The 21,795-nt window shown below is 39.5% G+C and carries 17 protein-coding genes; 11 read left to right on the top strand and 6 right to left on the bottom strand.

What is annotated here, in order from left to right:
* Window positions 1-146 precede the first annotated feature (146 nt).
* The 4 genes from BLR60_RS00470 to argS form a co-directional block, all read right to left on the bottom strand.
* Complete coding sequence (locus tag BLR60_RS00470) at window positions 147-872, bottom strand: XAC2610-related protein (RefSeq protein WP_143009001.1); 726 nt, start codon at window positions 870-872, stop codon at window positions 147-149.
* 266 nt (window positions 873-1,138) lie between these two features.
* Window positions 1,139-1,690 carry a hypothetical protein gene (locus BLR60_RS00465; protein WP_090496105.1) on the bottom strand — a complete coding sequence of 184 codons (552 nt, stop codon included), beginning with the start codon at window positions 1,688-1,690 and terminating at the stop codon, window positions 1,139-1,141.
* A 225-nt stretch (window positions 1,691-1,915) separates the two neighbouring features.
* Window positions 1,916-2,626, bottom strand: coding sequence for a sulfite exporter TauE/SafE family protein (locus tag BLR60_RS00460; RefSeq protein ID WP_208600541.1), 711 nt, complete (start codon window positions 2,624-2,626; stop codon window positions 1,916-1,918).
* 73 nt (window positions 2,627-2,699) lie between these two features.
* Window positions 2,700-4,472 (bottom strand): arginine--tRNA ligase, encoded by a 1,773-nt coding sequence (gene argS / locus BLR60_RS00455; RefSeq protein ID WP_090496104.1) that lies wholly within the window; start codon window positions 4,470-4,472, stop codon window positions 2,700-2,702.
* A 396-nt stretch (window positions 4,473-4,868) separates the two neighbouring features.
* Here argS and BLR60_RS00450 point away from each other — a divergent pair, with 396 nt between their 5' ends.
* From BLR60_RS00450 to BLR60_RS00400, 11 genes are all read left to right on the top strand, one after another.
* Window positions 4,869-6,314, top strand: coding sequence for an arginine deiminase family protein (locus BLR60_RS00450; RefSeq protein WP_090496103.1), 1,446 nt, complete (start codon window positions 4,869-4,871; stop codon window positions 6,312-6,314).
* Window positions 6,315-6,396: 82 nt separating this feature from the next.
* Entirely contained in the window at window positions 6,397-7,311 is a 915-nt protein-coding gene (ctlX, locus tag BLR60_RS00445; protein WP_090496102.1) for a citrulline utilization hydrolase CtlX, read from the top strand.
* A 912-nt stretch (window positions 7,312-8,223) separates the two neighbouring features.
* Complete coding sequence (locus tag BLR60_RS00440) at window positions 8,224-8,802, top strand: PhnA domain-containing protein (RefSeq protein WP_090496101.1); 579 nt, start codon at window positions 8,224-8,226, stop codon at window positions 8,800-8,802.
* An 84-nt stretch (window positions 8,803-8,886) separates the two neighbouring features.
* Window positions 8,887-9,201 (top strand): hypothetical protein, encoded by a 315-nt coding sequence (locus BLR60_RS00435; RefSeq protein WP_143009000.1) that lies wholly within the window; start codon window positions 8,887-8,889, stop codon window positions 9,199-9,201.
* An 845-nt stretch (window positions 9,202-10,046) separates the two neighbouring features.
* Window positions 10,047-11,435, top strand: coding sequence for an arginine decarboxylase (locus BLR60_RS00430; RefSeq protein ID WP_090496099.1), 1,389 nt, complete (start codon window positions 10,047-10,049; stop codon window positions 11,433-11,435).
* A gap of 178 nt (window positions 11,436-11,613) precedes the next feature.
* Window positions 11,614-12,519 (top strand): DUF72 domain-containing protein, encoded by a 906-nt coding sequence (locus tag BLR60_RS00425; RefSeq protein WP_090496098.1) that lies wholly within the window; start codon window positions 11,614-11,616, stop codon window positions 12,517-12,519.
* Window positions 12,520-12,764: 245 nt separating this feature from the next.
* A complete protein-coding gene (locus tag BLR60_RS00420; RefSeq protein WP_090496097.1) occupies window positions 12,765-13,478 on the top strand; it encodes a 3'-5' exonuclease in 714 nt (237 codons plus the stop codon).
* Window positions 13,478-15,184, top strand: a complete 1,707-nt coding sequence (locus tag BLR60_RS00415; RefSeq protein ID WP_090496096.1) for an ABC transporter ATP-binding protein — start codon at window positions 13,478-13,480, stop codon at window positions 15,182-15,184. Before BLR60_RS00420 ends, BLR60_RS00415 begins: the two co-directional genes overlap by 1 nt.
* 3 nt (window positions 15,185-15,187) lie before the next feature.
* Window positions 15,188-16,225 carry a sialidase family protein gene (locus BLR60_RS00410; RefSeq protein ID WP_090496095.1) on the top strand — a complete coding sequence of 346 codons (1,038 nt, stop codon included), beginning with the start codon at window positions 15,188-15,190 and terminating at the stop codon, window positions 16,223-16,225.
* 324 nt (window positions 16,226-16,549) lie between these two features.
* A complete protein-coding gene (gene rnr, locus BLR60_RS00405; protein ID WP_090496094.1) occupies window positions 16,550-18,682 on the top strand; it encodes a ribonuclease R in 2,133 nt (710 codons plus the stop codon).
* A gap of 43 nt (window positions 18,683-18,725) precedes the next feature.
* Window positions 18,726-19,700 carry a polyprenyl synthetase family protein gene (locus BLR60_RS00400; RefSeq protein WP_167354648.1) on the top strand — a complete coding sequence of 325 codons (975 nt, stop codon included), beginning with the start codon at window positions 18,726-18,728 and terminating at the stop codon, window positions 19,698-19,700.
* A gap of 109 nt (window positions 19,701-19,809) precedes the next feature.
* Here BLR60_RS00400 and BLR60_RS24615 read toward each other — a convergent pair whose 3' ends face one another.
* The gene (locus BLR60_RS24615; protein WP_143008999.1) at window positions 19,810-20,637 is read right to left on the bottom strand and encodes a hypothetical protein; all 828 of its coding nucleotides are present in this window, start codon (window positions 20,635-20,637) and stop codon (window positions 19,810-19,812) included.
* Window positions 20,638-21,360: 723 nt separating this feature from the next.
* Window positions 21,361-21,765, bottom strand: a complete 405-nt coding sequence (gene rpmA, locus BLR60_RS00395; protein ID WP_090496092.1) for a 50S ribosomal protein L27 — start codon at window positions 21,763-21,765, stop codon at window positions 21,361-21,363.
* Between the last annotated feature and the right edge of the window lie 30 nt (window positions 21,766-21,795).

Raw genomic sequence — 21,795 nt, 5'->3', positions numbered from 1 at the left:
CAGAAAACTAAGAAACAGCGCCTTAAGTGAGCTCAATGAAAGTAATTTATTTCAGCCGGTTCCTGCAAAAAGAGGATCACTATAGATAGCTAAATGGTAAACTTCAGGAATCTCACGATAACAATTTTAATAACAGAATATAGCTCCTAATTTTCTGCTTTTTTGGAACTTATCCAGGTTAAGTGATTACTGGCCGTATATTTATATACATTATTCCACCAGTTTGCACCCCCTCTACAGGAGGTAAGAAGCAATTTATTCTTCTGATCTAATGTTACATCACAAAATCCAGAACATTTGGCTCTATCATCATTTGGTTCCGCGAGCAATTCGAACCGCTTTGACATGGGATTGTACAGATAAATGGTAAAGGTTCGGTAAACGCCCATCCCGGCATCTGGAATGGAAAATGCCACATCATCATATCCATCAAAATTATAGTCATCTATAGAACCTTTACGTTGAGGGTCTGGGCTATCAAAACCAGGTAAATGAGCTTTTTTTGTAATCTGATCCGGATAGTCGAAGGTAAGCTGTTCATCCATTCCTTGCGAAAAAGACAGAAGTACCCCATGCAGCAGATAACTTACCTTTCCAGCATAATCATCCTGATTTTTCACCTGCTCCAGTTTAAATAGCTTACCATCTTTATTTCTCCAGTACGATGCTGCTGATATTTGATTGGCTTGCTGACTTAGTTTATAAGTTCCGGTCACTTTTCCTTCAATTACTTCATCCCAAACGTAGGTAACCTTTAGTTTCGAAGTTTTATCCTGCACGGTCTGGCTTTTTAGCTTGAGTGGAATAACTCCCTGCTGGCCCCGGTATTTCACATATGCACCCTTTCCGTCAGTGCCGTAATAGATATTCATGAGGAAGGGTTTGCCGCCTGACGTTGATTTAAGGAAAAAAGGCTGTGCCTGAACAACACAACTTATCATAGCCAAAATCATTATTAATTTTAAATTTCTTATCATTTTAGGAATGGACAAAATTTTCTGTTATTGATGATTAATGATCAGCTAAAACTTTTCCCGATCGAAACATGATAACAGCCAATCACTCCCGTTGAGAGAATGTTTGGCTGTTATAAGCACTTTCAGTCGAACGTGTCAAACTTGAATAAAAGCATATTTATTTAATTACCCCAATTTACCTGGATATTGTGCTTTTGAGCATAGACCTTACCTTTTTCCATCAAAGAATTAAAGTTTTGTTCAAAGCGCGCACCATATTTCTGGTCAATACTGTTGATGATTTCATCTTTGGCACTTTGGCTGCCTTTACTGTCGCAGAGTTTAGCATAAGCAAGGTATTCGTTTTTGTAAACAGGAATTACCATCTCGTACAATTGTTGCGAAAGGTTTTTTATTTCCTTTTCCTCATCACCAGAAGGCGAAAGTTTTTTTACTTTATCCAGCGATTGCTCCAGGTATAATATCTTGTTATTTAGGCTGATGGCGGCCTCATTGCCTTTCTTTTTACTGGATGGAATATCAGGATATTCTTTGGTTTCATCGTTGATGTGTCTGGCCAGATCGGCGCTGGCAAAATCGTTGATCATATTGGTGTTTAAGATCGCAATGTCGAAAAAACGTTCAGGTGTTTCAGAGCATGCCGAGAAAAAAAGTGTAATGAGAACTAAAATAGCGATTAATGGTTTTAAGGATAGTGCTTGTAATTTGTTCATAATCTAAATGGGATTGCTAGTAAAAATTTAAGTTTGACAAGCAGCAAAGATTGAGCCGATTTTTAGTTAAATCAAATCGGGCATCAGGCCAATACGGTATTTTAATAAGAGTGTTACCCCGAAGATAATTTATGTTCCAAAAACAAATAGTGTGATGTAGTTGATTTCTTTTGCTTTATTTTAAAATATCAAAAGCAAAACGTAGGATTGTTCCAAAAATAACAATCAGAAAAAAGATGCGTACAAATTTATTGCCTTAAGCAAAGCCAGCTTCGTACCAAAAAAAGCTCCAAAGAGGTTAAAAACAGCCATGGGTATGGCATATTGAAATAAGATATGGCCGGTTGAACTAAAGTACAGAATCGCGGCCAGATTGGTGGCCATATTTACGATTTTAGCATGGGCGCTGGCGCCAATAAAATCGAAGCCGAGCACTGCGATGAAAATCAATATCAGAAAAGCACCTGTGCCTGGACCAATCAATCCATCATAGAAGCCGATAACCAGGCCAAAAACAGCCGACATTAAAACCTGTTTTTTAACAGCGTGATTCTTTTCCTGATGAATCCCAAATTGTTTATTAAAATAAGTGTAAGCAGCTACTAAAATCAATACCACCAGAATAATCGGCTTGATTACTGAATTATCAATCCTGCTCACCAGAAAAGCGCCCAAAAAAGCAGAAATAAATGCGGTACTGGCACAGGTAATAAGCACCTGATAATTAAACTTAACTTGTTTAGCGTATTTAAAGGCAGCAAGTGTTGTGCCTGCAATTGATGGAATTTTGGTTGTACCTAAAAGCGTAGCAACCGGATAGTGAGGCAGGATAAGCAAAATGGCAGGGGTTTGCAATAAACCTCCGCCACCTACAATAGCATCTATAAAGCCGGCTGCAAAAGCAACCAAACAAAGTAAAATCAGTTCAGTTGCCATCCTGTGCGTGTGAACACATCATTCATCTTACATGTCTCGTTCATAATTCATTACACCTCTTCCATCCACTACCTTACATTCTTTCCGGAGAAGTGATCCCCAAAATCAACATTCCTGTATGAATAATATCAGCAGTTTTTTTACAAAGGTTTAAGCGGAATTGTTTTAAGTCACCATCTTCTGTTTTCACAATTGGAGGTACCTCATGGTAAAACTTATTAAACAGCTTGGCCAGTTCATATAAATAGTTGGCTAAACTCGCCGGACTAAAAGCCTTGGCCGCAATTTCTATTTCTGTAGGGTATTTGGCCAATTGCAGGATCATTTCCAGCTCTACAGCCGATATCCCTGAAAACTGTTCACCGGCAACTGCAAACTGATAGTTCGATTTACTTAACAACGATTTTATCCTGGCATGGGTGTACTGAATAAATGGGCCAGTGTTACCTTGAAAATCGATACTCTCTGCCGGATTGAACAATAAACGTTTTTTAGGTTCTACCTTTAATAAGAAATATTTTAAAGCCCCCAAACCAATGTTTTTGTAAAGTTCTTCTTTATCTTCCTGAGGAAAATCGTTGGTTTTACCTAATTCTTCCGTTTTTTCGCGTGCGGTGGTAACCATGCTTTCAATCAGTTCATCGGCATCTACCACGGTTCCCTCACGGCTTTTCATCTTTCCGTTAGGTAAATCTACCATCCCGTACGATAGGTGATATAAACCTTTCGCCCAGCTTTTACCCAGTTTCTCTAAAATGAGGAACAAAACCTTAAAATGGTAATCCTGTTCGTTACCCACTACGTAAATCGACTCATCCATATCGAAATCGTCGTGTTTCATTTCGGCAGTACCCAAATCCTGTGTAATGTAAACCGAAGTGCCATCAGCACGTAATACCAGTTTCTGGTCTAAACCATCTTCAGTTAAATCAATCCATACCGAACCATCTTCTTTTTTAAAGAAAACACCTTTGGCCAAACCTTCATCAACCGTGCCTTTTCCTAAAAGATAGGTATTGCTCTCGTAGTAAAACTTATCAAAATCTACACCCAGGTTTTTATAGGTAATATTAAAGCCTGCGTATACCCATTCGTTCATTGTTTTCCAAAGCGAAACCACTTCCTCATCACCCTGCTCCCATTTCAAAAGCATTTGTTGTGCTTCCTTAATTAATGGTGCATTTTTCTTGGCTTCATCTTCGTTTTGTCCTGCTGCTTTTAAGGCATCAATCTCTTTTTTATATTCTTTATCAAATATAACGTAGTATCGGCCAACTAAATGGTCGCCCTTTTCGCCCATACTTTCCGGGGTTTCGCCATTACCCCATTTTTGCCAGGCCAGCATCGATTTGCAGATGTGAATACCACGATCGTTAACCAGGTTTACTTTTACCACATCATAGCCATAAGCTTTAAGCAATTCGGAAACCGAATAACCCAATAAGTTATTGCGTACATGCCCCAAGTGAAGCGGTTTGTTGGTATTTGGCGATGAATATTCTACCATTACCTTTTTCCCGTTTGACGGGTATCTACCAAAATCAGCTGATAAAATCTCTTCGTTAAACTGCTTTAAGAAATAACTTTCCGCAATGCTGAGGTTCAAAAAACCTTTAACAACATTAAATTTGGTAATATCATCTACATGGGACACTAAATATTCGCCTATTTCGGTAGCTGTTTGCTCGGGTGATTTTTTAGAGATTTTCGTAATCGGAAAAACCACAATAGTAGCCTGGCCTTCAAATTCTTTACGTGTTTCCTGTATATTGATTACACTTTCAGCTATTTCTTCTTTGTAAAGCTCCAAAATGGCTTTCCGCGTCTCGGTAATAATAAAATTCATAGGCCAAAAATATGTAAAAAAGGTGGAAGGTAAAAGGTTTAAGATGGAAGGTTTTTGAGCTTCTGAAAGGTTGGAAAGGTGCTGTAGTGCTTATCGGTGCCGATAGTCCTTCTTTTCCCTATAGTGCCGATTGAAGAAATCGGGAGCTGCCGCTACAATAAGGTTTACGGTTATCGTTCTTTGCAAAAGCCGGAATTAAGATTTTAGAAGTCCGGTGTCATATTATTTTTCCGGCTTAACCGTTCTGGACGGTTTTGTTGATGGTAACCAAAACTTTGAACTTCGGACCTCCGACACCTGACTTCCAATCATAAAAAATGTCATACTAGCCCAAATCTTTCATCCCAATTCTCATATCTGAATTTTTCTAATAGATTTGTAACAACTAATTTATTTATGAGCGAGCAGAGTCTAAACTTTAAAGTGAACGTAAACACCGAAATAGGCAGGTTGCGTAAATTGTTAATTCATAGTCCTGATAGTGGTTTGGGCAAGGTGGTACCTTCAAAAGCACAAGACTGGCTTTTCGAAGATATTGTGCATTTAGATACCATCCGTAAGGGTGAATACGATTATTACATCAAATTGTTGATGTATTTTTTAGATCCGGATAAGATAAAAGGCAAACTGGCTGAAATTGATTCAGACGCTGCCAACCGAAATTTCTATAAGCCTAACCATCCTGAGTTTCACAACTCAACAGCAGTAATCGAGATACAGAATTTATTGAGCGAAATGCTGGAGGATGAATCCATCCGGAAGAAACTGGTATCTGCTGTTTGCGCCATTGAAGGCTGTACCTATAAAGTGCAAATCGCACTGACCAATACGCCGGCTAAAGAACTTGCAGAGATCTTTATATCGGGCACCCTGGCCAACGATACGATGATTTTTGCCCCAATTCCAAACCTTATTTTTACCCGCGATGTGGGTATCACCATCAATGACCACATCCTGTTAAATAAACCAGCAAAAAAAGCACGCGTACGCGAAACGCTTTTGATGCGCTATATTTTCTTTAACCATCCATTATTTGAAAGTTACCGCAATAACATTCTCGAAATTCCGGATGTTACCATGCACTTTTTACGCCCTGGCGATGAACCCGCTTTCAGCACCACACTTGAAGGTGGCGACGTGATGATGGTAAGCCCCAACCATGTATTAATCGGGTGTAGCGAACGGACATCAGAACATGGCGCCAACGAAGCCATTAAACTCTTGTTCGAGCAGAATGTGGTAGAAAAAGTTACAGTGGTAAAAATACCGAGCAAGCGGGATTATATGCACCTGGATACTGTTTTCACACAAGTGAAACGCAACACCTGGGTAATTTTAAACTCGATTGCACATTCACCGAAATACAATCCTTACGAGCCGATCAACTTTTTAAAAGAACCCGAAAAACTCGAAGCCACTACCGCCATTCAGTTTACAAAAGCCAACCCGCAAGAACCAAAACATTTTGAACATGTAGAAGCTTTGCTGAACGACATCAGTCAGAATGATTTGAAGAGTACCGAACCGACAAAGATTATTTATAGCGGAAACAATACGTTCCCTTATGATTCAAGAGAACAATGGACCGATTCCTGCAACTTGCTGGCCATTAAAGAAGGTGTGGTTTTAGGTTACGACAGGAACGATAAAACTGTTGAAGCCTTTAAAGCGGCAGGTTTTGATGTAGTTGATGTAAAAGACTTAATCCAGGATCTGGAATGTGGCAAGGTAAATGCCGAAACCATAACCGATACGTTGATTTTAATGCCATCAGCAGAACTTTCGCGTGCCCGTGGGGGTTTCCATTGTATGAGTTTACCCATTTTAAGAGACAATTTATAAATATAACGTCATGCTGAATTTATTTCAGCATCTAATCAGAAAGATCCTGAAATGAATTCAGGATGACGAATAGAAAAAGAAAATGCAAACAACCAACCATATCCTCATGATCCGCCCTATTGATTTTAAATTCAATGAGCAAACTGCGGCGAACAATAAATTTCAGGTAGCATCCGAAACGCAGGATGTACAAGCGCAGGCCTTAAAAGAGTTTGATGGTTTTGTTGATCTGTTAAGGCAAAATGATGTTGATGTTACTGTAGTTGATGATACCCTGCAACCAGAAACGCCCGATTCCATTTTCCCGAATAATTGGGTCTCTTTTCACGATGATGGTTCGGTTTACCTCTACCCCATGTTTTCTGAGAACCGCCGCTTAGAGCGTAGGAAAGAAATACTGGAAGGCCTGAAAACCCGGTTTGAACTGAGCCATATAAGCGACCTCAGCTTTTATGAAATGCAATATGCCTTTTTAGAAGGCACTGGCAGTATGGTGTTAGATCGTACCAATAAAATTGCCTACGCCTGTTTAAGTGTACGCACAGATGAAGAAGTTTTAAATAACTTTTGCATGCTTAGCGGATACAAGCCTGTTGTCTTTCAGGCCGTAGACAGTGATAACTTCCCGATTTACCACACCAATGTGATGATGTGTATTGGCGATCGTTTTGCGGTAGTTTGTCTCGATTCGATCAGCGATGCCGAAGAACGTCTGCAAGTGAATATCAGTTTAAAAGGTAGCGGTAAAGAAATTATCGAAATCAGTCTGGAACAGATGAATAAATTTGCCGGAAATATGCTACAGGTTTCCAATACGGCCGGTGAAAGTTTGCTGGTAATGTCAGAGCAGGGTTATTTATCGTTAAACTCTGAACAGGTTGAAGCATTGGAGCAGTACAGTCGCATCATTTACGCACCACTTTACACCATCGAAAAAAATGGTGGTGGTAGCGCAAGGTGTATGCTGGCAGAAATACATTTGCCGAGTAAATCTTAATATTCCAATCGCCATGGTCCGTGTCCGCACGAACCATTTATTTTTGCCACGGAAACTCTGAACACATGGAAAACCCACCGAATAGAAGGCTCCCCGCTATTTAACCGCAAATAGTAGCACCAGCCTAAATCAATAAACCTGATCGGACGAACGCGGGTGCAACGGGTAAAGTGGAGCGCAGGGCTAACCCAAATCTATAAAAAAAAGGAATCTGCTTTCTACATGATCAGCAAGTATCATTTTTTCCCTAACAAAACTTTTCCGCCATGGTTCGTGTCTGCACGAACTATTTATTTTTTTTGCCACGGAAACTCATAACACACCGAAAACACACCAAATGGAAAGCACCCTGCTATTTAACCGCAAATAGTAGCACCAGCAAAGTATCAATAAACATGATAGGAACGAACACGAGTGCAACGAGTAAATTGGAGCGAAGGGCTAAACCAACCTATAAAAACAGGAACCTGTTTTCCACATGATCAGCAAATATCATTTTTTCCCTAACAAACCTTTTCCGCTACGGTCCGTGTCTGCTCGAACCATTTATTTTCGGCCACAGAAACTCTGAACACACGGAAAACCTACCAAATAGAAGGCACCCCGCTGTTTAACCGTAAATAGTAGCACCACCAAGTGTCAATAAACCTGATCGGAACGAACACGAGTGCAACGAGTAAAGTGGAGAGCAGGGCTAAACCAACCTATAAAAACAGGAACCTGCTTTCCACATGATCAGCAAGTATCATTTTTTTCCCTAACAAACCTTTTCCGCCATGGTTTATGTCTGCACGAACTATTTATTTTCGGCCACGGAAACTCTGAACACATGGAAAGCCTATAGAAGAGAATGCTCTTGCTATCCATTTATTCCAATTAGTTTTATTACTTTCGCGAAAAATCCAGTATCATATGTCTTTAATACAAGAATTACAAACCCGTTCGGGCAATAAATGCGAATTGTGCACTGCTGAAAACAATTTATCAATTTACGAAGTACCCCCAACCAGCAATGCCAATAGCGATAATAGCATTTTAGTTTGTAAAAACTGTTTAGATCAGATTGAAAAAAATGAACAGCTTGATGCCAGTCACTGGAAAATTTTAACAGAAACCATGTGGTCAGAATTTGCACCTGTTCAGGTAGTGGCCTGGCGCATGTTAAGCCGACTGAGAAATGAAGGTTGGGCGGCAGACAGTCTGGACATTTTGTACCTGGATGATGAAACCCTGGAATGGGCTAAAAAAACCGGCGACCATGAGCAAGAAGGCACAGTTGAATTTCATCAGGACAGCAATGGAACCCGTTTATTTGAAGGCGATACCGTGGTTTTGGTTAAAACGCTCGATGTTAAAGGCTCAACACTGAGTGCTAAATTGGGTACTGTAGTCAAAAACATCCGCCTGGTACACGATAATACCGAACAGATTGAAGGTAAAGTAGAAGGTCAGACCATTGTGATTTTAACCAAATATTTAAGAAAGGGATAATTTACTACCTAATACAGGCATGTGTTACAGCGCGCGGTCCACATTATCAACGGGAAATTCTTAAAAAAACAAGCTACTTCATTAATGCAAAAAGATTTAACTGAATGCGAATTGCAACTGGCGATCTTTATTGGTGACCTTTCGGAGCGGTGTTATAACGCAGGATGGATGCTGAATCTTGAATATGTATTATGGAACTGCATTTTAAGTGGCCCACAAAAATATGGGCATGATATTATTAATGAAAGTGACATTACCCAATTAAACAAGTTATCCATACTTGCAAATGCTTGGATTGTTTTCGATAATGAAACTGGCGAGACCGCTATAGAATTAGAGCAATGGAAAAAACAGTTTCAGATAGCAATCACGAACAACAAAAGGCTTATTAGCGACTAACTTTCTTGCAAGCGCTGGCGCGCGTTTCAAAACGCGTTCCCGAATAGCTTAACGATTGTATCGTTCAAACCACCTTCTCTGCCATGGTTCGTGTCTGCACAAACCACTTTTTTTGCCACGGAAGCTCAGAACACACGGATAACCTAACTAATATTTGCTCTCTTTTAATTACAAATAGCAGCACCAACCTAAATCAATAAACCTGATCGTAACGGACACGAGTGCAACGAGTAAAGTGCAGAGCAGGGCTAACCCAAACCTATAAAAAACAGGAACCTGCTTTCCTAATTATTGTTTGAATATTAATCTAATTTAATCTTTTAAACAATTTATAAAAGGTCTTAGCGGGACGCTAAGACTAGATAGTCTCTAAGCTGGCGCGCGTTTCAAAACGCGTGCCCGAATAGCTTAACGATTGTATCGTTCAAACCACTTTCTCTGCCATGGTTAGTGTCTGCACGAACCATTTTTTTTTGACACGGAAGCTCAGAACACACGGATAACCTAACTAATATTTGCTCTCTATTAATTGCAAATAGCAGCACCAAACTAAATCCATAAACCTGATCGGAACGGGCACGAGTGCAACGAGTAAAGTGGAGCGCAGGGCCAACCCAAACCTATAAAAGACAGGAACCTGCTTTCCTAAACATCAGGCAAAAACAAACTAAATATATTATTGAATTACAGTCAGATAAACAAAAAAACTACCCTATTTTTTTTCCAAACTACTTTATATTCAAATTTTGTGATGACGCTAAGCGTTTCTCTACAGTAAAAATAATTTTAATACCGTTTAATTCTCGATTTAAAATTACATTTTTGCAAAAATTATTTACAAGTAAATGCAGAGTTACTCAGAATTTCTCGATCTAAGCGTTGGCTTTCCACAAGAAGGCTTTGATGTGATAGATGATGAATTATATTTTCAGGATTTAAACCTGATGGAAATGATTGAAACTTACGGTACTCCCCTACGTTTCACATACTTACCCATGGTGAGTAAGAAAATTCAGCAGGCGAAGATTCTTTTCCAGACTGCCATTTTAAAGAACAACTATCGCGGCGATTACAAATATTGTTATTGTACAAAAAGCTCACATTTCAGACACATTGTTGAAGAAGCTTTAAAAAACAATATCCACCTCGAAACTTCTTCTGCTTTTGATATGCCTATGGTTGATGCACTGGAGAAAAAAGGTGCATTAACTAAAGATACCACCATTATCTGCAACGGATTTAAAACTTACCAATACAAACAGTATATCATTGATATGCTGCATGATGGGTACACGAATATTATTCCGGTTTTAGATAACAAGGAAGAATTTAACCTTTTTGATGATGAGGTCGATATCGACACTCCTTGTAATCTGGGTATCCGTATTGCTGCTGAAGAGCAACCAGATTCGCAGTTTTATACTTCGCGCTTAGGTGTGCGTATGGAAGATGTAATTGATTTTTACAATAATAAAATTGTACACAATCCTAATTTCAGGGTTAAATTATTGCATTTCTTTATTAATTCAGGTATTACCGATTCGCCTTATTACTGGAACGAATTGGAAAAATACGTAACCCTTTACTGCAAATTTAAAAAAATCAACCCTGATTTAGATACGCTTGATATTGGTGGCGGTATGCCCTTTAAAGATTCGTTGGTTTTTGATTTCGATTACGAGTATATGGTAAATGAAATTGTAAAAAGGATTAAAGAAATCTGCGCCATCCACGAAGTAATGGAACCAGATATTATTACCGAATTTGGTAAATACACCGTTGCCGAGGCTTCGGGCATTTTATACAAGGTTCTAGGCCGTAAACAGCAAAACGACCGTGAGCGATGGTTAATGTTGGATGGTTCTTTCATTACCAACTTACCTGATGTTTGGGCTTTAAACCAAAAATATATCCTTCTCCCAATAAATAATTGGGATGCCGAATACGAACGCGTTAACTTAGGTGGTATTACCTGCGATGGACAGGATTACTACAACCAGGAAGCACACATGAACAGTGTGTTTATGCCTAAAACGCGTAAAGTGCAGTATTTGGGATTCTTCCATACCGGCGCATACCAGGAGGTATTGAGCGGATATGGCGGTATACACCACTGCCTGTTGCCAAGTCCGAAACACGTGTTGATCCGTAGAAACCGAGACGAAAGTTTCAATTTTGAGGTTTTTGGCGAAGAACAGAACAGCAAGCAGGTATTGAAGATTTTGGGGTACTAATTCAGTTTTCAACTGGCAATTTTCAGTTCTCAGTTGGAGATATGTAAATTATAAACTTTCCACAATAGGCTAAAGCAAAGCACAAGTTTCTTATTTTTACAATATATAAATACCTTAGTTGAATAAGCTAAGGTATTTTTTTGCCCTAAACCTTTAACCTACACCTAAAACTTTAAATATGCAATTTGGTAAAGTAGAAGATCCATCCATAATAGATTATACCCTTCCTGCTGACGCTCCGGAAACTAAAGCAGTTTTAGCTACAAATAAACCCAAACAATCTTTTAAGGCTTATGTAGGCTGTGCAAAATGGAACAAAGCAGATTTAAAGGGCTTTTACCCAAAGGGAACAAAAGACGAGCTTACCTATTATGCTACTCAATTTAATTCAATAGAACTTAATGCCACCTTTTATGGTATGCCGACCAGCGAGCAGGTGATTACATGGACAAAAAAAACACCCGCTGATTTTAAGTTTTTTCCAAAACTGACCAATACCATCAGTCACTTTAAAAGATTAATTAATGTCAAAGAGCCTGTAGCGCAATATTGCGATGCCATTAGTAATTTCGAAGATAAACTGGGTATGGCTTTTCTCCAATTACACGATAACTTCAAGCCGAAGGATTTCGAAAGATTAAAAATTGTAATCAATGAATTCCCAAAGGTGATTCCGCTGGGCGTTGAAGTGAGAAATACAGAATGGTTTATCAACCCCGCCATCGCAAATGAATTTGCCAAACTTTTTGAAGATAACGGGATAACCAACATCATTGTCGATACATCTGGACGAAGAGATATGCTGCACATGCGGTTAACTACGCCAACAGCATTTATACGTTTTGTAGGTGCCAATGATGATAAAATCGATAAAAAACGTTTAGATGACTGGATTGAAAGAATTGTAGACTGGAAAACACAAGGTTTAGAGAACTTATATTTTTTCGTACACCAGAATGTCGAACTCTCTTCTCCGCTATTTTCAGCTTATTTTACAGAGAAACTAAACAAAGCGATAGGAACCGATTTAAAGATTCCGGTAATGGCCAACCAGGCTGCTCCTAGTTCGCCCAGCTTGTTTTAGCTTATATTGAGTCGAGATTTGTAATTCCGGCTGAATGAGTTTTGGATTTTAATCCACGCTAAGTATTAAGCCCGAGGCTATATCATAAGTCGGCGTTTGTAATTTTTGATGGGCCCTATTTGTTAAAGATTCTTGGAATTTACCGTTATCCATATCCAAATTTTAAAGATATAGCGATATTATTGAAGGTTTTACATAGAATATTGTAAATTGAAACTATAAATTGTTAACTGAAAACCGTTTATATGTTAAAAACGCTAGATCTAAGCCAGGTAATGGTCCTCGATATTGAAACCGTTCCACAATATGCTTCCTTTCAGGATGTACCACCTCATTTTCAGGAGCTTTGGGAGCAAAAAACGCATTACCAACGTAATGGCGATCAAAATGCTGAAGACTTTTACGATCGTGCAGGTATAATGGCCGAATTTGGTAAGATTATCTGCATCAGCCTCGGCATTTTCTACACGGAAGAAAAAACAAACAAATTGCGCATCAAATCCTTTGCGGGTCATGATGAGTATGAAATACTTTCTCAATTCTCAGTATTGCTGAATAAACAAACGCCTAACTTGATGTTCTGCGCCCACAATGGAAAAGAATTTGATTTTCCATACCTGTGTCGGAGGCTTTTGATCAATCGTATAGAAATTCCATCACAATTGGAATTATCGGGCAAAAAACCATGGGAAGTTAATCATATCGATACGATGGAACTTTGGAAATTTGGCGACTATAAACACTTTACCTCGCTTAACCTTCTTGCTGCCATTCTGGATATTCCTACGCCGAAAGATGACATTAACGGCAGTCAGGTGAAACAGGTATATTATGAAGAAAAAAACCTGCCCCGCATTGTAACCTACTGCCAGAAAGATGTAATTACTACGGCGCAAGTACTATTAAAATTCAAAGGCATGGATATTATTCCAGAAGAAAATATTACCATTGTAACCTGATGCTAAACGTTGAAAATTTAAATATCGATTTCTACAACCGGGAAGATAAAAGCTGGTTCAATGCAGTTAAAAAAATCAGCTTTAATGTAAAGATAGGCACTATTTTGGGCATAGTAGGCGAATCGGGCTCTGGCAAATCGGTTACTTCATTTTCAATTATGCGTTTACATGATGAAGGCCTCGCCAAAATTACCGGTGATATAGATTTTGAAGACATTAGCCTGCTTCATTTAAATGCCAACGAAATTAGACAGATCAGAGGGAACCAGATTTCGATGATTTTTCAAGAACCCATGACCTCCCTAAACCCTGTTTTTACCTGCGGAGATCAGGTGGCTGAAGCGATTATTCTCCACCAGAGTGTAGATAAAGCTGAAGCAAAAAAGCAAACCATTGCCTTATTTAACGAAGTTCAGCTTCCGCGGCCCGAAAAAATATTTGACAGCTATCCGCATCAGATTTCAGGCGGACAAAAGCAGCGGGTGATGATTGCCATGGCTTTGAGTTGCAACCCGAAACTCCTCATTGCCGACGAGCCTACAACAGCATTGGATGTAACCGTTCAGAAAACCATCCTACAATTGCTGCTTAAGCTCAAAACAGAGCGCAACATGGCCATGATTTTCATTTCGCACGATTTAGGTGTGGTAAACGAAATTGCCGACGAAGTTGCGGTGATGTATAAGGGCGAAATTGTAGAACAAGGCCTGGCAAAATCGGTATTTGAAAACCCACAACATCCTTATACCAAAGGTTTACTGGCCTGCAGACCCTCACCCTCCTTACAATTAAAAAAATTACCGGTAGTAGCCGATTTTTTAAATAACGAAACTACAGATATACCACCCTATTTACTGGCAGCAAATCAGTTAACAGCAACTGAGATCGCCCAAAGAAGACAGACTTTGTATCAACAAAAACCATTGCTGCAAATTAAAGATCTCTGCACCTGGTACCCCATCCATAATGGATTATTCGGTAAGACTACCGATTATGTTAAAGCGGTAGACGGAATTAGTTTTGAGGTTTTTCCAGGTGAAACACTCGGCCTTGTTGGGGAATCTGGTTGTGGAAAAACAACCTTGGGCCGTACCATTCTCAGGTTAATCCAGCCAACTTCGGGTTCCATTAGATTTAATGGACAAGACATTACACATCTGAGTAAAAGTGAGTTAAGAAAGCTTAGAAAAGATATCCAGATCATTTTTCAGGACCCTTATGCTTCGCTAAACCCAAAACTAAGCATTGGTCAATCTATACTAGAGCCCTTACAGGTGCATGGACTTTATCAAAATGATGCCGGGCGCAAACAAAAAGTATTAGAACTTCTAGATAAAGTTGGTTTAAAGGCTGAGCATTTTAACCGCTATCCACACGAGTTTAGTGGTGGCCAGCGGCAGCGCGTGGTTATTGCCAGGGCTTTGGCATTGCAGCCTAAATTTATCATTTGTGATGAATCTGTATCAGCACTCGACGTATCTGTACAGGCGCAGGTGCTTAACCTCATCAGGTCTTTACAGGAAGAGTTTGGCCTCACCTACATTTTCATTTCACATGATCTGGCGGTAATAAAACATATTTCCGACCGTATTTTAGTGATGAATAAAGGCAAAATTGAAGAAGAAGGTTTTCCGGAAGAATTGTTTAATGCCCCGAAGGCTGAATACACCCAAAAACTGATCGCCGCCATTCCCGGTCATCAATAAATTATGCGAATTTTCCTTCCCATTGTTATCATACTATTTTTTTGCTCAAACACTTATGGGCAAAAAGTAGAAATTTTACAATCTACCCCCATTTTTAAACAAGTACCTTTCGAAGCATGTCACGCTTCAACACTGGTTGATCTTGGAAACGGAAAAATTATGGCAACCTGGTTTGGCGGCAAGTATGAAGGGAGCAAAGATGTAGTCATCTGGTCGGCAATTAAAAACGGAACAAACTGGAGCCAGCCTCTCGAAATTGCCAACGGTATACAAAACGACACCAGCCGTTTAGCCTGCTGGAATCCGGTACTTTTTAAAGCAAAAAACGACATCTTATTTTTACATTACAAAGTAGGACTAAATCCCCGTGAATGGTGGGCCGAATATAAAACATCTGTTAACAGTGGTAAAAGTTGGTATAAAGCTAAAAAACTACCTGATGGTTTTTTAGGCCCTATTAAAAACAAACCGATTCAATTGGCAGACGGAACCATCCTTTACCCTTCTAGTACCGAAAGCAAGGATGAAAAAACGTGGAATATCCACATCGAAAAATCGGACGCAAATGGTAAAAACTGGAGAAAAATTAAAATCAACTGTGATACCTTTGGTGTTATCCAGCCATCCATCCTCATTCATCCTAAAGGAAAATTGCAACTACTCTGCAGAAGCCGCCAAAATGTAATTGTAGAAAGCTGGTCTGTAGATCATGGCGAAACATGGTCAAAGCTTAAGCCCACCAAATTGCCTAACCCCAACTCTGGCAGTGATGCGGTAAGCCTAAAAGATGGCCGGCAACTGCTGGTCTACAACCCATTAACCGCAGGCAAAAATTGGTGGGAAGGCCGCTCGGTATTAAAGCTGGCCATATCAACCGATGGCGAAAACTGGAAAGATATTTACACCCTCGAAAACCATTTGCAGGGGGAATACAGCTATCCGGCCATTATCCAGGATCAAAATGGAAATATCCATATCAGTTATACCGCAGAGCGGAAGAAAATTACTTACATGGAGATCAGGTTAGTCCGTAGTCCGTAGTCCATAGAATGGAAAAACATCCTGAATAAGGGTTTATATGGCAAATAATATTTAATCAATTTTCAGTTGACAGTTTTCGGTAACAGTTTACAACCAGCAATCCAGCGATCTGACAATTAAATAATCTGTTTTATATTTAACTGTTAACCACAAAGCCATCAATGAACAAATAGCGGATGAACCTATTGGCCATCAACTATAAACCATCAGCCATAAACACTGTGCCCCCGCCAATGACAAATTAACCACCTAACCCTTTCGTTATCCATTTTCCATCATCCATCTTACATATTTTCTGTATCTTCGATAAATTCAGTTTAGCATATGGCAAAGAAAAAATCGGCAAATATTAAATTGGTTCTGAATCAATTGGTTAGTGATATTTTTGAAAAAAACAATAATCAACTCCTCAATTACAAACAGGTTTCGTCAAAATTAAACCTAAACGATCAGGAATCAAGAGAAACGATTTTAGAGATATTAAAAGAAGGAAAAAACAACGGAATTTTCTTAGAACCCGAGAAAGGAAAATTTAAACTTAAAGAACTGCAGAATTTCATTATTGGTACTGTAGATATGACTGCCGATGGTTCGGCTTATATCGTACCCGAAGATGAGTTTGAAAAAGATATTTTTGTTGCACCCCGTAAGCTTAAAAATGCGTTGCACGGCGATACCGTAAAAGCTTATGTATTTGCCAAAAAGAGCGGTCGTAAAAATGATGGCGAGGTAATTGAAATCATTAAAAGAGCAAAATCAGACTTTACAGGTGTGATTAAAATTTCAGACCGTTTTGCCTTTGTAATTGCCGACGATAAAAAAATGATGCATGATATTTTTGTGCCATTGGCTGATACGCATGGTGCAAAAAGTGGTCAAAGGGTTTTGGTAACATTATCCGATTGGCCTGAAAGTGCTAAAAACCCAATTGGTATTGTAAAACACGTGCTGGGCAACCAGGGCGAAAACAATACCGAAATGAATGCCATATTGGCCCAATATGGTTTTCCACTTGAGTTCCCCCCACAGGTAGAAAGAGAAGCCAATGCGATTCCGGAAGAAATTCCTGCTGCTGAAATTGCGAAACGCAAAGATTTTAGACAGGTATTAACCTTTACCATCGATCCGGCAGATGCCAAAGATTTTGATGATGCCATCTCTTACCAGAAACTACCTAACGGAAACTATGAAATTGGTATTCACATTGCCGATGTTTCACACTACGTGATTCAGGGAAGTGAACTCGATAAAGAGGCTTACAGCCGTGCTACTTCGGTTTACCTGGTTGATCGCGTAATCCCAATGCTACCCGAGCGTTTAAGTAACGGCGTATGTTCGCTACGTCCGCACGAAGATAAATTGTGCTTTGCTGCTGTTTTTGAACTTGATGAGCAAGCGAACATTCAAAACGAATGGTACGGCCGTACAGTAATCCACTCCAACCGCAGATTCACCTACGAAGAAGCCCAGGAAGTGATTGAAAATAAGACAGGTGATCATGCACCCGAAATGCAAAAACTGAATGAGCTGGCCTATATTCTGCGCGACCGTAAATTTAAAAACGGTGCTATCAGTTTCGAAAGTACAGAAGTTAAATTTAAACTCGATGAAGCGGGTAAACCAATAGGTGTTTACGTTAAAGAACGTAAAGATGCCCACAAACTGATTGAGGATTACATGCTTTTAGCCAACCGCAAAGTAGCTGAATTTATAGCTAAAAAAGTGAAGGGCAAAAACAAATTGACATTTGTGTACCGTGTGCACGATTCACCAAACATGGAAACCCTGAATACCTTTGCCAACTTTGCTTCGCGTTTTGGTTATAAAATCAATACTAAATCTGATAAGGAAATTGCAAAATCACTTAACCATTTAATGGCCGATGTGGAAGGCAAAAAAGAGCAGAATATTTTAACCTCGCTAGCCATCCGGTCTATGGCTAAAGCCATCTATACCACTAAAAAAACCAGTCATTATGGTCTGGCTTTCGAATATTATACCCACTTTACTTCGCCTATCCGTCGTTACCCCGATGTGATGGTGCACCGTTTACTCCAAACCTATTTAGATGGCGGCAAATCGGCCGATATGGAGTTTTATGAAGTTGCTTCAGTACATTCTTCGGCGATGGAAAAACGGGCTGCAGATGCCGAGAGAGCCTCGATTAAGTACAAACAGGCAGAATATTTAGAAAATAATATCGGTACCGAATACAAAGGTGTTATTTCAGGGGTAACCGAATGGGGCATGTATGTAGAAATTGAAGAGAATAAATGCGAAGGTATGATCCGTTTACGCGATATATCTGACGATTTTTATGTACTTGATGAGAAAAATTACTGTATTGTTGGCCAAAGAAAGAAGAAAAAATACCAACTGGGAGATGAAGTAATGATCCGGGTAAAAAAAGTTGACCTTTCTAAACGCCAGATCGATTTTACCCTAATTCCTGATTAAAAATTAAGACATTTGTGCCCGAAACACAATGTTTAAACAAAACATGCAGACTACAGAACAATTACAGCAGATTTTAAATAACGCAATACAAAATTTAAATTTACCAGGTTACCCTAAGCAACTTTACGATCCAATCAGCTATATCATTAACCTTGGCGGCAAACGTGTAAGGCCTCTATTGGTACTAATGGCTACCGAGTTATTTGGTACTGATGCCAACGAATCTGTTCATGCTGCCATGGCCATTGAAATTTTCCATAATTTCACTTTGGTACACGATGATATTATGGATAATGCACCATTGCGCAGAGGCCAGGCAACGGTACACGAAAAGTGGAGCACCAACGTGGCTATTTTAAGCGGTGATGTGATGATGGTAGAAGCCAATAAAAACCTGGCAAAGGTAAATCCTGTTTTCCTTAAAGATACACTGGATACTTTTAATGCTACCGCTCAGGGAGTTTGCGAGGGGCAACAGTTGGATATGGAATTTGAAAGCCGTGATGATGTAAGTATTGAAGAGTACATCAACATGATCAGACTTAAAACGGCAGTATTATTGGGCGGTGCACTGAAATTGGGCGCTATTATTGCCGGTGCATCTGCAAGAGATGCAGATTTGATTGAACAATTTGGAGAAAACATTGGCATCGCCTTTCAATTACATGATGATATTTTAGATGTATATGCCGATCCCGAAAAGTTTGGTAAACAGGTTGGCGGCGATATTATCGCCAATAAAAAGACTTTCTTACTGCTAAAAGCGCTTGAACTTGCCGAAGGCGATGCCGAAACTGCTTTAAAAACCTGGATTTCCGCTAAAGCGTTTAATGCACAGGATAAAGTAAAAGGCGTTAGGGCAGTTTACGATACGCTGAATATACAGCAGATTGCGAAAGAACACATGAACCATTACCGCGATAAAGCTTTGGCCTTATTTGCGCAGATAAATGTGAGTGATGAAAGAAAAGCCGACCTGTTAACATTGACCAACCAGCTGATGGACAGGGAATATTAAGGTATTAGTCTTTCGAGCGAAGAACAACGAAGCCGAGGAATCCAGATCTAAAGCGCTCTCCCGAACGTGTGGGACTGCGTTTCAGTCGGTGACGTATTTCATATATTTCCTAAGCCTTTGCCAACTTATATTTAATCCAAAAATCAGCTGATTTAGCAGAAGATTCAGCCCCAGACATTGGTCTTTGACTGCCACCACCCATTCTTCCTCCCATACCGCCGCGGCCACCTCCGCCCATGCCTCCAGCTCCCATCCCACCTCGGCCGCCTGATCTTCCGCCACTTCTGTTTCCGCCTTCAGGAGCACCTTCTCTTTTAAAACCAGATTTACCTGATTCGTTAATTTTGATATGATAAACAATAGGTTTTTTAAGATCCAAGCCTACCTGTAACTGTGCCAATGGAATGCTTAATTCATAAATCAGATCCCTGTTGGGATGAATGCTCATGCCTGTTTCAATACCGTCCTGATTAATCGCTGGCAATTCGCCATCAGCAATATTTTTAAAACCCGAAACCCTAATGCTTTTATTCGTAGTAGACAAATCATGCATTTCTTGATCAGAGGATAAAGTATGATGTACTTCCCCATCTTTTGCCATGGGTGGCCTTTCCATGAGTGGAAAAGTTAACTTCGCGCCATCCTTCTTTTTACCTGCAGTATTAATATTTAAGGTGATCCCTCCTCTTAGCACACTAAAAGTAGTTTGTGGGTCTAATGATTCTATGATGATATAGAGGTTTTTATCATCGTTAGCTAAGGCAAAAGCCAGCTTGGTAGCATCATTATATTGGTTGAGTGGTTCATTCCATTCGTTCGAAATACCATCGGCCTTAAACGGTTTTACCATGCGAATGTTTTCTTCTACCTCCTGCGCATACAAGAGCCCGCCAGAAATAAGTGATAAAATTAGCAAGGATATTTTCTTCAGATTCATTTGTATTCATTTTTAAATCAATGCCCAAATTTAATGCACCGAAATGTTAATTTATGTTATTTAACAGCGTTTAACATACTAGTTCGGAGTCGGCAGTCTGCAGTCTGAAGCCGATTAACCGATTCCCCAAGATATATGCGATTTGAGTTAAAGGGAAGAGGGCGGTTGAATAGTTTGGAATTAGGGCTTTTTGGTCGTTCAACTGAGTCCTATCAAAATGCCAGGCTTCGTGATATCGTCATTCCCAACTCGATTGGGAATCTTTCGAGGAAATGACGACTTTACTATTTAAATTAATCTCCCGTTTCCTCCTTTAAAAACTTATCGATAATATTTATGTATTTCAGTTCCTGCGTGGCAAAATACAATATTAAAAATTTAACCACAAAGAAGAAAGAGTGGAAGGCGCAAAGGCCATAGAGAGATTTATTTGTGATGGTCATCCCAAAAATTGATCTGATAGCTACGAATAGCAATCACGAAATATTCATAAATGACTTTGAAAGAGCAAAACTGATGAATAATTTTAATGCGAGTCCTTTAAGATTCTCTACTGCACGGGAATGATACCACGCCATTGATATCCGTCAATAGTATCGGAGTAGAAAGTCTGGCTGACAGATAATTGGCTGATCCTACAAATTAATCAGTTCACAAATAGTTCATTAACAAAAAAGGTCCTGATTTGCATCAGAACCTTTTTTATATTTTATTTCGTACTAATTATTCTGCAGCTGCAGCTTCTTCAGTAGCTTCGTCTTTTTTAGCTGCTTTTTTTGCAGGTGCTTTTTTAGCAGGTGCAGCTTCAACTTCAGCTACAACTTCTTTTTTAGCAGGTGCTTTTTTAGCAATTGCTGCTTCGATCTCCGCATCAGTGATAGGAAGAATAGAAACATATGATTTGTTATCTTGTTTCTTTTTGAAAACAACAGTACCATCAACTAAAGCGAATAAAGTATGGTCTTTACCAATACCCACGCCTTTATCAGGATGGTGTTTTGTACCACGTTGACGTACTAAAATGTTTCCTGCGATAGCTAACTGACCACCGAAAACTTTAATACCTAAACGCTTACTATGCGATTCACGTCCGTTTTTCGAACTACCGGCTCCTTTTTTGTGTGCCATGATTTTATATTTTGTAACCCGCTAAAAGCG

Source organism: Pedobacter terrae (assembly GCF_900100705.1).
Lineage (GTDB): Bacteria > Bacteroidota > Bacteroidia > Sphingobacteriales > Sphingobacteriaceae > Pedobacter > Pedobacter terrae.
Note: the sequence above shows the minus strand (reverse complement) of the source record. Positions and strands in the feature narration are given on the sequence as shown.